Source organism: Amycolatopsis anabasis (genome assembly GCF_009765355.1).
GTDB lineage: Bacteria > Actinomycetota > Actinomycetes > Mycobacteriales > Pseudonocardiaceae > Amycolatopsis > Amycolatopsis anabasis.
Map to the genome: position 1 here is coordinate 178,475 of NZ_VTHK01000012.1, position 13,742 is coordinate 192,216.

General features: G+C 70.4%; 16 protein-coding genes and 1 other RNA gene. 11 read left to right on the top strand and 6 right to left on the bottom strand.

From position 1 onward, the window contains the following. Nucleotides 1-897, top strand: a complete 897-nt coding sequence (locus tag FXO23_RS18135) for a TIGR03564 family F420-dependent LLM class oxidoreductase (protein ID WP_158886368.1) — start codon at nt 1-3, stop codon at nt 895-897. A 78-nt stretch (nt 898-975) separates the two neighbouring features. Here the strand turns inward: FXO23_RS18135 and cutA are convergent, their stop codons facing one another. Further along, nucleotides 976-1,299 carry a divalent-cation tolerance protein CutA gene (gene cutA / locus FXO23_RS18140; protein ID WP_158886370.1) on the bottom strand — a complete coding sequence of 108 codons (324 nt, stop codon included), beginning with the start codon at nt 1,297-1,299 and terminating at the stop codon, nt 976-978. A gap of 18 nt (nt 1,300-1,317) precedes the next feature. Continuing rightward, nucleotides 1,318-2,292, bottom strand: coding sequence for a tetratricopeptide repeat protein (locus FXO23_RS18145; RefSeq protein ID WP_158886372.1), 975 nt, complete (start codon nt 2,290-2,292; stop codon nt 1,318-1,320). A 159-nt stretch (nt 2,293-2,451) separates the two neighbouring features. On the opposite strand from FXO23_RS18145, the gene FXO23_RS18150 reads away from it, so the two are divergent. From FXO23_RS18150 to FXO23_RS18165, 4 genes are all read left to right on the top strand, one after another. Further along, on the top strand, nt 2,452-3,273 hold the full coding sequence (locus tag FXO23_RS18150) for an alpha/beta fold hydrolase (RefSeq protein WP_158886374.1): 822 nt from the start codon (nt 2,452-2,454) through the stop codon (nt 3,271-3,273). 102 nt (nt 3,274-3,375) lie between these two features. Beyond that, on the top strand, nt 3,376-3,786 hold the full coding sequence (locus FXO23_RS18155; protein WP_158886376.1) for a pyridoxamine 5'-phosphate oxidase family protein: 411 nt from the start codon (nt 3,376-3,378) through the stop codon (nt 3,784-3,786). A gap of 48 nt (nt 3,787-3,834) precedes the next feature. Beyond that, nucleotides 3,835-5,352 (top strand): GAF domain-containing sensor histidine kinase, encoded by a 1,518-nt coding sequence (locus FXO23_RS18160; RefSeq protein ID WP_425484873.1) that lies wholly within the window; start codon nt 3,835-3,837, stop codon nt 5,350-5,352. Between the two features lie 23 nt (nt 5,353-5,375). Then, a complete protein-coding gene (locus tag FXO23_RS18165) occupies nt 5,376-6,032 on the top strand; it encodes a response regulator (protein ID WP_158886380.1) in 657 nt (218 codons plus the stop codon). Nucleotides 6,033-6,451: 419 nt separating this feature from the next. Here FXO23_RS18165 and ssrA read toward each other — a convergent pair. After that, nucleotides 6,452-6,822: a transfer-messenger RNA gene (ssrA, locus tag FXO23_RS18170) on the bottom strand. A 175-nt stretch (nt 6,823-6,997) separates the two neighbouring features. On the opposite strand from ssrA, the gene FXO23_RS18175 reads away from it, so the two are divergent. The 3 genes from FXO23_RS18175 to FXO23_RS18185 all read left to right on the top strand — a co-directional run bounded on the left by FXO23_RS18175 (nt 6,998) and on the right by FXO23_RS18185 (nt 9,584). Then, entirely contained in the window at nt 6,998-7,702 is a 705-nt protein-coding gene (locus FXO23_RS18175; protein ID WP_158886382.1) for a sensor domain-containing protein, read from the top strand. 32 nt (nt 7,703-7,734) lie between these two features. Beyond that, a complete protein-coding gene (locus tag FXO23_RS18180; RefSeq protein ID WP_158886384.1) occupies nt 7,735-8,865 on the top strand; it encodes a sensor histidine kinase in 1,131 nt (376 codons plus the stop codon). 77 nt (nt 8,866-8,942) lie between these two features. Further along, nucleotides 8,943-9,584 (top strand): response regulator transcription factor, encoded by a 642-nt coding sequence (locus FXO23_RS18185; RefSeq protein WP_158886386.1) that lies wholly within the window; start codon nt 8,943-8,945, stop codon nt 9,582-9,584. Between the two features lie 102 nt (nt 9,585-9,686). Here the strand turns inward: FXO23_RS18185 and FXO23_RS18190 are convergent, their stop codons facing one another. Next, nucleotides 9,687-10,058, bottom strand: coding sequence for a cupin domain-containing protein (locus FXO23_RS18190; RefSeq protein ID WP_158886388.1), 372 nt, complete (start codon nt 10,056-10,058; stop codon nt 9,687-9,689). A gap of 92 nt (nt 10,059-10,150) precedes the next feature. Here FXO23_RS18190 and FXO23_RS18195 point away from each other — a divergent pair, with 92 nt between their 5' ends. From FXO23_RS18195 to FXO23_RS18205, 3 genes are all read left to right on the top strand, one after another. Then, the gene (locus FXO23_RS18195; protein ID WP_158886390.1) at nt 10,151-10,609 is read left to right on the top strand and encodes a MarR family winged helix-turn-helix transcriptional regulator; all 459 of its coding nucleotides are present in this window, start codon (nt 10,151-10,153) and stop codon (nt 10,607-10,609) included. An 87-nt stretch (nt 10,610-10,696) separates the two neighbouring features. Next, nucleotides 10,697-10,912 (top strand): hypothetical protein, encoded by a 216-nt coding sequence (locus FXO23_RS18200; protein ID WP_158886392.1) that lies wholly within the window; start codon nt 10,697-10,699, stop codon nt 10,910-10,912. 97 nt (nt 10,913-11,009) lie between these two features. Beyond that, nucleotides 11,010-12,353, top strand: a complete 1,344-nt coding sequence (locus tag FXO23_RS18205) for an acyltransferase family protein (RefSeq protein WP_158886394.1) — start codon at nt 11,010-11,012, stop codon at nt 12,351-12,353. Here FXO23_RS18205 and FXO23_RS18210 read toward each other — a convergent pair. Together FXO23_RS18210 and smpB are read right to left on the bottom strand one after the other, a co-directional pair. Next, nucleotides 12,343-13,245, bottom strand: a complete 903-nt coding sequence (locus tag FXO23_RS18210; protein ID WP_158886474.1) for an amidohydrolase family protein — start codon at nt 13,243-13,245, stop codon at nt 12,343-12,345. The two genes, FXO23_RS18205 and FXO23_RS18210, sit on opposite strands and share 11 nt — an antisense overlap. Continuing rightward, entirely contained in the window at nt 13,242-13,718 is a 477-nt protein-coding gene (gene smpB / locus FXO23_RS18215; protein ID WP_158886396.1) for an SsrA-binding protein SmpB, read from the bottom strand. The genes FXO23_RS18210 and smpB overlap by 4 nt, the downstream gene beginning before the upstream one ends. Nucleotides 13,719-13,742 lie beyond the last annotated feature (24 nt).

Here is a 13,742-nt window from a genome sequence, read left to right on the forward strand (position 1 = left end):
ATGCGCATCGGGTTGTTCCTCAACGAATTGGGCGCCCCGGTCGACGCGATGGTCGATCAGGCGCGCGAAGCCGCCGAGACGGGGTTCACCGCGGCCTGGGCCGGTCAGCGCACCGGCTGGGACGTGCTCAGCGCCCTGGCGGTCGTCGGGCGCGAGGTGCCCGGGATCGACCTGGGCACCGCCGTCCTGCCGACCTATCCCCGCCACCCGCTCGCGCTGGCCGCGCAGGCGCTGACCGTGCAGTCGGCAATCGGCAACCGCCTCACCCTCGGCCTCGGGGTGGCCCACCGGCACATCGTCGAAGGCCAGCTGGGCCTGTCCTTCGACCGCCCGGCCCGGCATCTCCGCGAATACCTGTCCGTGCTCGGCCCCCTGCTCCGGGGCGAAACCGTTTCCCGCCAAGGCGAAACCCTCACCGCGGTCGGATCGATCGAGGCTCCCGGGGCACGGCCGCCGTCCCTCCTCGTCGGCGCGCTCGGGCCGGCGATGCTGCGCGTGGCCGGGGAACTCGCCGACGGCACGGTGACCGTGTGGGCCGGGCCCAGGACCATCGCCGAATACATCGTCCCGGCTCTCACCCGAGCCGCCGGTCCCCGGACGAACCCCCGCGTGGTCGCCAACGTCCTCGTCTGCGTGACCGGTGACGAACCGGCCCGGCGCGCCGAGATCGCCGACCAGTTCGGCGCGGCCGCGGAAATCCCCTACTACCGCGCGATCCTCGACCGCGAAGGCCACACCGGCATCGCGGACACCGCCCTCATCGGCGACGAAACCGCGGTCGTCCGCGAAATCCGCCGCCTCGCCGACGCCGGGGCCACCGAACTAATCGCCATCCCGGTCGGCACCGAGGCCGAACAAACCCGCACCCGGCAGTTCCTCCTCCCCCTCGCCACCTAGCGCGAAAGTTTCATGAGGGGACCCCTCCAGACAAATTTTGTCCGGAGGGGTCCCCTCATGAAAGTGCGGCGCTGGGGATCAGGGGCGGGTTTCGGTGACCAGCCAGGTGAGGTAGTCGGCGCTGCCGCCTTCGATCGGGGTCACGATGATCTCGGGCACGTCGTAGGTGTGGTTCGCCTTGAGCTGATCGGTCAGCGCGGCGACCCGGTCCGCGGCGGTCTTGATCTCCACCCGCCATTCCTGGTCGGTCTGGACCTTTCCTTCCCAGCGGTAGACGCTGGTGATCGGCCCGACGATCTGCGCGCAGGCGCCGAGATTGGCCTCGATCGCCCGCGCCGCCAGTTCCCGGGCGGCGTCTTCACTGTCCGTTGTGGACGAAACGATCACGTGCTCCGACGGCATGCCGCGAGGCTACCGCCGTCACGCCGCGGCGCGCAGCGTGCCCATGAACATCAGGATCCGGTCGGACAGTTCGACCGCCGCCGGATGGTCGCGGCGCCGATCGGCCTCCTTCTTCAGCGGCCAGATCCGGTCCTTGATCCGGGTCGACTTGACCGTCGCGGCCAGGTCGATCGCCTCGGCCCCGACCTCGGCCGCGTGGTCGACCTCACCGGCCAGCAGGTGGTTCAGCGACAGCTGCACGAGGTTGAACGCCCGGCTGCGCGCGGTCCCCTCGCCGTACCGGGCGAGCGCGGTGGCGAACGCCGGGATCGCCCGCCGCACGTGGTTCGCGTCGGCGTGCAGCGCCAGCTCGGTGTGCACGGTCCCGATCATCGCGTGCAGATCGGCGTAGTCGAAGAACCGGGCCCACGGCGGCGCTTCGGCGACATCGGCCCTGGCGAACTTGTCCTGCGCGCCGCCGAGCTGGCGCAGGGCGTCCTCGGTCTTCCCCAGTTTCGCGAAGGCCCAGGCCTGGTTGGCACTCAGAATGCTCACCATGAGCGAGGATCCGCTCGCCCCGGCGACCGATTGCCCGAGCCGGAACAGCGCCAGCGCGTCCTCCGGCGACCGGTGGTGCAGGTGCACCCGGCCCATCCGGTAGAGCACGTTCGCGACGAGCGCGTCGTTGCCGCCCTCCTTGGCCAGTTCCAGCGCGTAGTCGAAATGGCGGCGGGCGGCGTCCACCATGCCGGTGTCGAACGATGCCCAGCCCGCCAGGTTGTGCAGATCGGCCACGGCGACGCACAAGCGCTTCCGGACCGCCCCGGAGCAGTCGGCGGCGAGCAACTGATGTCCCCAGGCGAGCAGCGCGACCACCGAATCCCGGCAGCACCCGCCGCCGTACTGGTAGTCCACCGCTCGAAGCCCGGCGGTCAGCGTTTCCACGCGCTCGACGTCGGCCAAACCGACGCGACCGGGTCGGCGGATGATGGAGGCAAGGTCGTAGCCGGACATCTCTGGCCCTCCTGATACGCGACTCCCCCTGGTGCGACTCGCGCCGCACCAGCACTATCCGCGCACACGCGGTCACCGCATAAGGGTCCAACGACCCCCGCCGACCAGGACCATCGACTCTCCGCTTCAACTTTGGTTAGGCTATGCTAATTTGACTATATGAAGCCGATTCAGGAACGGGCGGCGGCTTTCGAGCGGGCGCACGAAAGCCGGGAACTCCGCACCGGCGCACTGCACTGGCACTACCGCACCGGCGGCAGCGGCGAGCCCGTGCTGCTGCTCACCGGCGGCGTCGGAATCGGCATCGCCTGGATCGACCTCGCGCTCGCCCTGACCCCGGAGTTCCGCACGATCGTCGTGGACTACCCGCGGGGCGCGTGCTCGTTCGACGCGCTCGCCGACGGCCTGTCCGAGGTGCTCGACGCCGAGCACGTCGACCGCGCGCACGTGGTCGGCCAGTCCGCGGGCGGGATGCTCGCCGAGGTGTTCTCCCGCCGCGCGCCCGGGCGGATCCGCTCGCTGGTGTTCACCGGCACCGGCCTCTACGGCCCGGAGGACGTCGAGCGGCTCGAAGGGCGCATCGCCGAAATCGAGAACACCCCGTGGGCGGACTACCGCGAGCTGACCCGGCAGGCGCTGCGCGCGGTGTGGCAGGACTCCGGCGAGGCCGAGTTCTGGACCGAACAGGTGGACGCCGCCCAGGAGCGGGGCGGCCCGCGGGACGCGATCGGCTCCCTCCGCATGCTGCTCGACCTCGCGCGCCGCCAACCCGAACTGCGGAAGTCCGAGGCGTGGCAGGGCCCGATCCTGGTGCTGAAGGCGGCCGACGACCGGAGCATCACCGAAACCCACACCCGCCGCCTGCTCGACCTGCACCCCGGGGCCGAACTCCGGATGTTCCCCGACGGCGGGCATTCGCTGCTCGTGACGCGCCCACGGGACTACGTCGAGGCCGTCACCGGGTTCCTCCGCGCGCACTGAACACTCACCCGGCCGACCGGGTCCTATGGCCCTACCGAGGTTCACTCCATCGGGCGAAGGTGAGTCTCGAAACCATTGCGACCACGAATGCCGAGGCACTCGATGCTGGACTCCTCCGCCCCCGAGGTGCTCGATCGCGCCCAGTGCCTCGCGTTGCTGCGCACCGCGCCGATCGGCAGGGTCGTGTTCACCAATCGCGGACTACCCGCGGTGCAGCCGGTGCGGTTCCTGCTGAACGGCGATTGCGTGTGTTTCCCCGCGCCCGCGGACAGTGCCCTGTTCGCCGCCGCGAACGACTCGGTGATCGCCTTCGAGGCGGATTCCTTCGCGCCGGACCTGACCGAGGGCTGGTGCGTCACCGTGCTCGGCCGCGCCGGCGAGGACACGGCGCCGGACCCGCTCAGCGGCCTGCCCGGCCTGCGGTGGGAGTATCCGGCGACCGACGATCGGCGAATCCGGCTCCCGGCGGAAGTGGTGAACGGCCGCCGACTTCAGGGCCTCGGCTGGCAGTAACGAACCCCCTGACGGCACCGACCACACCGAGGTGACGGCAGTAGGGGTGTGGTGATCGAATCCAATGTCCGCCGCCTGCTGGACGGGGTGGTGCGGGTCGCCGCCGACCTGAGCTTGCCCGACGTGCTGAACCGGATCGTGCAGTCGTCGTGCGAGTTGGTCGGCGCCGGTTACGGTGCGCTCACGACGGCCGAGGACGGCACGCGGGTCGCCGAGGCCGGTCCCCGGCCGGAACGCATCGGCCCCGGTTCGCTCGAGGTCGAGATCCGGGTCCGCGACACCGTGTTCGCCACCCTTCAGCTCGCGCCGAAACCCGGTGGTGAGCCGTTCACCGAGCAGGACCGCGAATCCATCGGCGCGCTGGCGGTGACCGCGGGCGTCGCCATCGAGAACGCGACGCTGTTCGAACGAACGCGGCGGCGGGAACGCTGGCTGGAAGCCTCGCACCAGGTCACCAGCGCCCTGCTCACCGGCGAGGACCCGACCGCGGCCCTGCACCTGATCGCCGAACGCGCGCGGCTGGTCGCCGGTGCCACGGTCGGCGGCATCGCGCGCCCGCGGGAAGGCGATCGGTCGACCCTGGTGTTCGAGGTGGTCGAATCGGACGAGCCGGGAACCGTGTCCCGGCTCGCCGGGATCACCGTGCCCGCGAAGGGCACCGCGACCGGGCTCGCCTTCACCAGCGGGAAGCCGGTGGTCGTCCGGCAGTACGGCGATCACGTGGTCGCGCAGCAGGCCGGGACCGGGATCTCGTTGCCCGCGCTGGTGAAGGATCTGGACTCCGCGGTGGCCGTCCCGCTGACCGTCGGCGAGGAAACGCTCGGCGTCCTCATGGTGGCCAAGATCGGGGACAAGGTCCCGTTCACCGACGAGGAGGTGCGACTCGCGCAGACCTTCGCCGGGCACGCGGCACTGGCCATGGAGTTCGCCCGCGCCGAGGAGGACCGGCGGCGGCTCGCCGTGTACTCCGACCGCGACCGGATCGCCCGCGATCTGCACGATCTGGTGATCCAGCGGCTGTTCGCGACCGGGCTCGGCTTGGCCGGGCTCAGCAAGATGATCACCGAGGCCGAGGTCGCCGACCGGGTCACCGGTTTCGTGCACGAACTCGACCGCACCATCCGGGACATCCGCAACAGCATCTTCTCGCTGCGGGAACCGGCCGAGGGCCGGGACAGCCCGCGCGCCGAGTTGCTGCGGCTCGGGACGGAAGCCGCGGGGATGCTGGGCTTCGAACCGCGGATCGACTTCGACGGGCCGCTCGACACGGCGGTCCCCGCCCCGCTGCGGGACGACCTGATCGCGACCGTGCGGGAGGCGCTGTCCAATGTGGCCCGGCATGCCGCGGCGACCTCGGTTGCGGTGAGCGTGGTGGTCGACCGGGCGGGCCGGGAACTGACCGTCACGGTGACCGACGACGGCGCCGGAATTCCGGTCGGCGTCACGCGGCGCAGCGGGCTCGCGAATCTCGCCGAACGCGCGGCATCGCGAAAGGGGAATTGCACTGTGCGAAGCGTGCCCGAGGGTGGTACCACACTGGTGTGGACGGTCCCCTTGAGAGGGTGATCGGTTTTCCGGGAGGCACGGGCATGACGATTTCGGTGTTCCTGCTCGATGATCACGAAGTCGTCCGTACCGGACTGAAAACCTTGCTGGAAGCCGAAGACGATCTCGAAGTCGCCGGTGAGGCCGGTTCGGCGGCCGAAGCCCTTGCCAGAATTCCGGTGGCGAAACCGGATGTTGCCATTCTCGATGTCAGATTGCCGGACGGCGAAGGCGTGAGCGTGTGCCGCGATATTCGCGCGTCGGTGGATCCGCCGCCCGCCTGCCTGATGCTCACCTCCTATTCCGACGACGAGGCATTGTTCGGCGCCATCATGGCGGGCGCTTCGGGGTACCTGCTGAAACAGGTGAGCGGGACCAGTCTGGTTTCCGCGGTCCGGAGCGTCGCGGCGGGCGGCTCCCTGCTCGACGCCCACCTGACCGCGTCGGTGCTGAGCAAGCTGCGCGGCGAGGGCAATCAGCAGGACTCCGGGTACGCGCAGCTCAGCCCGCAGGAGCGGCGGGTGCTCGAGCTGGTCGCGGACGGGCTGACCAACCGCCAGATCGCGGCGAAGCTGTTCCTGGCCGAGAAGACGGTGAAGAACTACGTGTCCGCGGTGCTGCACAAGCTCGGCTTCGAACGCCGAACCGAAGCCGCCGTCTACGCCGCAAGGCGCAAACCCCGGCCACCGGCCACCCGCTGAGGGACTTTCGCCCCTGTCCAGTCCGGGACGGTATGCCCTGGTTCCCACGCGCCGCACCGGCAATCGTGTACGGGTCCGTTCAGCGCCCCGCCGATTCACCCACGGAGCCCACCATCACTCCCCTGACCGTCGCAGCCCTCGTCCTGATCGCCGGGCTCCTCCTGGCCTTCCGCACCGCCGCCCGCCACGTCCACAACACGCTGCGCGAAGAAATGACCACCGACCACCCAACACCGGAAATCCCCCACCAACGCAACCGTGCCGCATAATTCGGGACTGTCCCCCACCCGCCCAAAGCGACCACCGCGGATGGGGGTCCGGGGGCGCGCCCCCGGCTGGGGGTGCGGGGGCTCGGCCCCCACAAGAAATGTCCGAACACGAGTAAGCGGCGAGCGCTCTCCGCGAGCACTCGCCGCCACGAGTGGAGGTGCCGGGAATTGAACCCGGGTCCTCTGCCGCCTCAACAGGGCTTCTCCGTGCGCAGTCCGCTAGGTCTCTACTCGGCCCCCTTGGTCACGCGAACAAGCCAAGGTGACGGGCCCAGCCACTGTGGGTTTCCCAACCGGTCCCCGTGGCCGGGACCGGCGGTAAGCCTCCTAGCTGATGCCGGCGACCGGGACGGAGGCACTCCCGGGCCGACAGACTAGCCGTCGCTTAGGCAGCGAGGGCGTAGTCGCGCTGGCTATTGGCCTTGGCGCTTATTGGTTTGCGATGACGCTTACGGTGGTCTCTCGCCTGCACCGGCACGCTTCCCCTGAATCAACGTCCAGAGTCGAAACCGTTCACCCCCTTGCTGGTGGATCACAACCCACACAGGATAACGCGCCGGGCAAGCGGGATATTTCCCTCACCCCCGCGGCGCGGCGGTGGGGTTAGCCCTACCTGCGAGATGCCCGTGCACACCATGGTTGGCGGGGCCCTCGCGGGCGAAGCTGGTTCGCGACACCCCGAGAAAGGAACCAGCCATGACTTCGGCCCTCGTCGAGCAGGACGGCACCCGGCCACGCCCCTCGGTCGGCGGTTCGGTCGCGTACCTGCTGATGAACCTGCCGGTGGGGATCGCCGGCTTCGTCACGCTGCTCACGCTCATCACCGCCGGTATCGGCACGGCGATCGTGTGGGTGGGGCTGCCGCTCGCGGCGCTGGCCGTGCTGATCGCCCGGGGCGCCGCGCGGGTCGAACGGGCCCGGGTCTACGCCCTGCTGAACACCTACATCGCGATCCCGTACCGGCCGCTGCCCGACGGCGGGCAGAAGGCGCGCTGGAAGGCGCGGCTGGGCGACGGCGCGACCTGGCGGGACATCGCGTACTTCGTCCTGCTGTTCCCGCTCGGGATCATCGAGTTCGTCCTGGTGGTGGTGTTCTGGGCGACCAGCCTCGCGCTGACCGCGCTGCCGATCTACTTCCGGTTCCTGCCCGAGGGCGCCTACTACTTCCCGGCGTGGGACGTCCGGTGGATCACCGTCGACTCGACGGTGGAGGCGCTGCCGTGGGCGGCGCTCGGGGTCCTGTTCCTCGCCCTTTCGATGGCGCTGACCAGGGCACTCGGGACCACGCACGCCCGGTTCGCGCGGGCGTTGCTCGGCCCGGCGCCGAGTGTCCGCCGGCTCGCCGAAGCCGGTGCGCCCGCTCGGGAGCCGGGGAGCATGAGCACGGTGGCAGGATGGTGACCAGCACCGTTGGGTTGGCAGGAGGTCGGCGGATGGCCGAGGAACAGGGCCCGCTCGACCAGCCGCGACCGCACGCGGCGAAGGCCATCGGGTTCATGGTCGGCAGCTTCGTCCTGCGGCTGTTCCAGTTCGTCCTGATCGTGACGCTGGGCCTGGTCGGGATCGCCACCACGATCATCTGGATCGGCATCCCGATCCTGATCTTCACCACGAGCATGGTGCGGGGGTTCGGCGATGTGGAACGCCGCTGGGTCCGCGCGACGCTGAACACCGAGCTGCCGGCCGCCGAACGGCTCCCGGCCGAGGGAAACTTCCTGCGCCGCTGGCGGACCCGGCTGGTCGATCCGACCACCTGGCGCGACCTCGCCTACCTGATGATCTCGTTCCCGCTCGGCATCCTCGAGTTCGCCGTCGGCCTGGCCGCGATCATCCTGGTGCCGCTGGCGATCTGGGTGGTGCCGTGGATCGGCTGGACGCACGGTCAGCTGGCGATGTCGCTGCTCGGCCCGAACCGCGCGCAGCGGCTGGAGGTCAAGGCGCAGCGGCTGCAGGCGTCGCGGGCCCGCGGGGTGGACGCGGCCGAGGCCGAGCGGCGGCGCATCGAACGCGATCTGCACGACGGCGCGCAGCAGCGGCTGGTCGCGGTGGCGATGAGCCTGGGCCGGGCGAAGACGAAACTGGACAACGATCCGAACGCGGTGCGCGAGCTGATCAACGAGGCCCACGTCGACGCGAAGCTCGCGGTGTCCGAGCTGCGTGACCTGGCCCGGGGCATCTACCCCGCGGTGCTCGGCGACCGCGGTCTGGACGCGGCGCTGTCCGCCCAGGCGGCCAAGTCGCCGATCCACGTCGACGTCTCGGTCGACTGCGAACCGCGCCCGCCGGCGGCGGTGGAGACCACGGCGTACTTCATCGTCGGCGAGACGTTGACGAACATCGCCAAGCATTCGGGCGCCACCGAGGCGGGGGTCAAGGTGTGGCGGACGGACGACAAGGTGGTCGTGGAGATCACCGACAACGGCCACGGCGGCGCGGAGATGCGTCCCGGCGGCGGGCTCGCCGGGCTGGCCGACCGGGCGGCCACGATCGACGGGGTGATCACCGTGGTCAGTCCGGTGGGCGGGCCCACGGTCATTCGAGCCGACCTGCCGTGCCAGTGGTAACCCGGTCGTGAGTGCTGTATCTATCTGGGGGACGACCCCCAGACCCCCGAGGGGCCCTCGGCCCGTAGGGTCCATTCATGCGAGTTGTGATCGCCGAGGACGCCGTTCTGCTGCGCGCGGGGGTGCAGCGGCTGCTCGCCGACGAGGACATCGAGACCGTCGCCGCCGTGGACAACGGCGACGACCTGCTCAGCGCGGTCAAGGAGCACCGGCCCGACCTGGCCATCGTGGACGTGCGGATGCCGCCGACGTTCACCGACGAGGGCCTGCGCGCCGCGCTCGGCGCCCGTGAGGCCATGCCCGGGCTGCCGGTGCTGGTGCTGTCGCAGTACGTCGAGGAGAGCTACGCCGTCGAACTGCTTTCCGGGGGCGCCGGTGGGGTGGGCTACCTGCTCAAGGAACGGGTCGCCGACGTCGCCGAGTTCCTGGACGCGGTGCGCCGGGTCGCCGGCGGCGGCACGGCCATCGACCCGGATGTCATCGCCCAGTTGATGGCGCGGGGCCGGAAGAACCCGCTCGACTCGCTGACCGCCCGCGAAACCGAGGTGCTGGGGCTGATGGCCCAGGGCCTGTCCAACACGGCGATCGCGAACTCCCTGGTCGTCTCGCACGGCGCGGTGGAGAAGCACATCGGCAACATCTTCGCCAAGCTCGGCCTGGAAGCCAGCTCCGAGGAACACCGCCGGGTCCGCGCCGTGCTCACCTACCTCGGCCGCTGACGGCGGCAGGAAGGGACCTTTACTCCGGTTCAACAGGAGTAAAGGTCCCTCGCTCCGGTTGAGCCATAGCGAAGGTCCCTTCCTGCCGCCGCGAGCCCGGGGCTACTGGGCCCAGGGCGGGGCGATGGTGCGGCCGTTGAGCGTGCCCAGGATCCCCTTCGACGTGCACACGGTCAGCCGGGCGGCCTCCCCGCCCGGGTTCGCCAGCCGCAGCGGCGTGTCCGGCGCGGCGATCACCGCGTCCCCGGGCCCGAGTTCGTGGACCGCGTCGCCCACCTCGATCCGCACCGAACCCGACTGCAGCACGAAGACCTCCTCCCGGCTCACCGTGTGCCGTTCGCTCCGCGCCCCGGGAGCCACCTCCACGGTCCAGACCGCGAGTTCCGTCGAGCCGCGGCTGGGCACCCCCAGGGAACGGAAGACGAAGCCCCCGTTCTCGAAGACCGGCGCCTCGGCGAGGGTCGCCAAAGTCATGTATAACCTCCAAGTAGTCAAGTTGGTTGACGAGTTATAAGGTAAAGAGACTTGACCAAGTAGTCAAGCTACTTGACCAAAGGAGTCGCAACGTGGCCGAAGGCGACCTGCCCGCCCTGCTCGCGCTGACGTTCCGCGCGGTGCTGGACCAGATCCACGAGCAGCTCGCCGCGGAAGGGTTCGCGGACGTCCGCCCAGCGCACGGATTCGCCTTCCAGTACCTCTCCCACCGCGACGGCGCGACGGCGGTCGAGCTCGGCGACCACCTCGGCATCACCAAGCAGGCCGCCGTCCAGCTGGTCGACGAGCTCGTCAAACGCGGTTACGTCGAACGCAGGCCGCATCCGACCGACCGCCGGAGCCGGTTGGTTTCGCTGACCGCCCGCGGCTGGCGGTGCATCGAGCGCTTCGTCGCCCTGTCCGAGGAAGCGGAGGACCGCTGGGCCCGGCTGGTCGGCCGGGAACGGCTGGACCACCTGCGCCAGGACCTGCTGGCCTACGTCGACGACGCGGCCCGGGAGCGCCGGATCACCCTGCGGCCGGTGTGGTGAGGATGTCGTCACCCGTCTGAGGGCGGCATCGCGTTCCGGGCTCACCTACGATGGGGCGAACGCCGGCGACCGCGAGGAGGAGTGCCGATGACCGAGGCGATCGTCCGCTTCTTCGGCGGCCCGCTGGACGGCCGAGTGCAGGATCTTGGCGACGCCGAACCGGTCAGCGGCACCGTGATGCGGCACGTCCACCTGCACGACGGCCCCAAGATCGAAACGCATTACGAGCTCGGCTATTCGGCGGAGACCGGCTGGGAGTACCGGCTGTGCGGGCTCAACTCCGACGAGACCTGCGAGCACTAGTAGGGAAAGCCCCACCAGAACCACGGCGGAAAGCCGAACGTCAAGACGGTGGCCTGCCTGGCTGTGCCGAGCACGCTCGGCGACCAGGCTTTACCCCATGCAACCGAGCCTGCAGCGCCCCGCCGCCCCGCGTCGCGGCGGCCGGGACACCTTCCTCGACGTCGTCCGCGCCGGCGCGATCCTCGCCGTGATCTCCCAGCACTGGATCATGCCGGTGCTCTCCTACTCCGCCGGTCACCTCGCGACCGGCAACGCCCTGGCCACCCCGGGCTGGTGGATCGTCACCTGGCTGTCCCAGGTGATGCCGCTGGTCTTCTTCGCGGGCGGCGCGGCGAACCTGATGTCGCTGCGGGCCGCCCCGTCCGCCCGGGACTGGCTGGCCGGCCGGGTGCGCAGGCTGCTGATGCCGGTGCTGCCGCTGATGGCGGTGTGGCTGGTGGTCCCGGACCTCCTGCGCCAGTTCGGCGTCCCGGAACAACCACTCCAGGTCGCGGGCGCGATCGCCGCGCAGCTGCTGTGGTTCCTCGCGGTGTACCTGATCACCGTGCTGGCCACCCCGCTGCTGGCCGCGGCGCACCGCAGGTGGGGCCTGGCCGTCCCGGCGGTGCTCGCCGTGCTCGCGGTGGGCGTCGACATCGCCCGGTTCAACGACCTGGGGCTGGTCGGCTTCGCCAACGCGGTGTTCGTCTGGCTGGCCGTGCACCAGCTCGGCTTCCACTACGCCGAAGGCCGCCTCGGCACGCTCGACCGGCGGTCCGCGCTCGGCCTGTCGATCGCGGGCTTCACCGTCACCGCGCTGCTGGTGGCCTTCGGGCCGTATCCGGCGAGCATGATCGGGATGCCCGGCGCGCCGGTGTCGAACATGAGCCCGCCGACCGTGCTGCTGGTGAGCCTGGCGGTCGGCCAGATCGGTCTGCTGCTCTTCCTCCGCCCCGCGCTGAACGCGCTCGCCGCCCGGCCCGCGATGGCCACGGCACTGCGCTGGATCGGGCCGCGGTTCATGAGCGTCTACCTCTGGCACATGCCGGCGCTGGTGGTCGTCGCCGGGATCAGCGTGCTCGGCCTGGGCTACGCCACCCCCGAACCGGGCACCGTGCTCTGGCTGGCCATGGTTCCGGTCTGGGTCGCCGCCGCCGCACTCGTGCTCACCGCCCTGCTGCGCGTGTTCGGCCGCTTCGAAACCCGGCGGCCCGGTGGCGCGGTGACCGCGCCTGCCGCACAGCTCGCGGTCGCGGCGGTGCTCGGCTCCGCGGGGCTGCTCGGCCTGGCCGCGCACGGGTTCACCGCCCCGCTCGGCGGCGGCCTGCTCAGCGGTCCGCTCCCCTGGGTGGCGCTCGTGGTCACCGCGTTCGCGCTGGCGGGCCGGCGGCTGCCGGTCCGCGAAGCGGCCACCTACGTGCTCGGCCGCGCGGTGGCCCGGGTGGAGGCCGTCAAACGCTGAGCAGTTTGGCCGGGGTGTCGTGCAGGACGGCACGCAGGAACGGTTCACCGAGGCGATCGTCGGCAGCCCAGCCGGCGATCGCCTCGAGCTGTGTGGCGTAGGGATACGGGATGTTCGGGAAATCGGTGCCCAGCACCACCCGGTCCGCGATCTCGACCAGCAGGTCCGGCCAGTTCGAGGGCAGCGGCGACATCCACTCGGTGAACGGAACGCCGACCATGGTCGTGTCCAGGTGCACCCGCGGATAACGGCGAACCAGTTCGACCGCCGCTTCGAACTCCGGCATCCCGGCGTGCGCGAGCACCGCGACCAGCCGCGGATGACGGGCCAGGACCTCGCCGAACACGTCCAGGCCGGTGTAGTCGCCGCGTTTCGGTCCGTGTCCACAGTGGACCACCACGGGAACTCCCGCGTCGGCGAGGGCGCCCCACGCGCCGTCGAGGAGCGGGTCCCGCGGATCGTAGGCGCCCACCTGCACGTGCGCCTTCACGCACCGAATGCCCGCGCGCAGCGCGGATTCCACAGCGGACGCCGCACCGGGCTCGGGGTACAGCGTGGCGGTGGGCACCGCACCCGGGGTGCGGTCGGCGAACTCGCGCACCCAGCCGTTGAGCCAGTCGGCCATCCCGGGTTTGTGCGGGTAGACCAACGGCGCGAAACACCGCACGCCGAGCGAGCGCAGCACCGCGACCCGTTCATCCTCGGGCAGCCGGTAGTGCACCGGCCACGGTGTGCCGTAATGCTCCTCGGCCTGGTCGAAGTACGCCCACACCTTGCGCAGCATCGGCTCGGGCAGGAAATGCACGTGCAGATCAACCAGGCCGTCCAGGCCGAGCGAACGAACCCAGGCCGCGACGTCCTCATCGGACCCCGGCCCGAAGCGCGTACTCAGTAGCGCCCCTTCAGTGCCCGTCCCATGGCCCTGGACATCTCCCGCTGTGCGTCGCGTTTGGCCAGGGCCTGGCGCTTGTCGTAGGCCTTCTTACCCTTGGCCAGCGCGATCTCGACCTTGACCTTGCCGTCCTTGAAGTACAGGGACAGCGGGACGAGGCTGAGCCCGCCCTCCTTGGTCTTGCCGATCAGCTTTTCGATCTCGCCCTTGTGCAGCAGCAGTTTCCGGTTCCGCCGCGGCATGTGGTTGGTCCACGTGCCCTGCTCGTACTCCGGAATGTGCACGTTGCGGAGCCACACCTCGCCGTCGTCGACGGTCGCGAAGGCGTCCGCCAGCGATGCCTTGCCCGCGCGCAGGCTCTTCACCTCGGTGCCCACGAGGACCAGACCGGCCTCGTAGGTGTCCAGGATCGAGTAGTCGTGCCGCGCACGGCGGTTCGACACGATCACTTTGCGGCCACGTTCCTTGGACATAATCGCGACTCTACGTGATTCTCC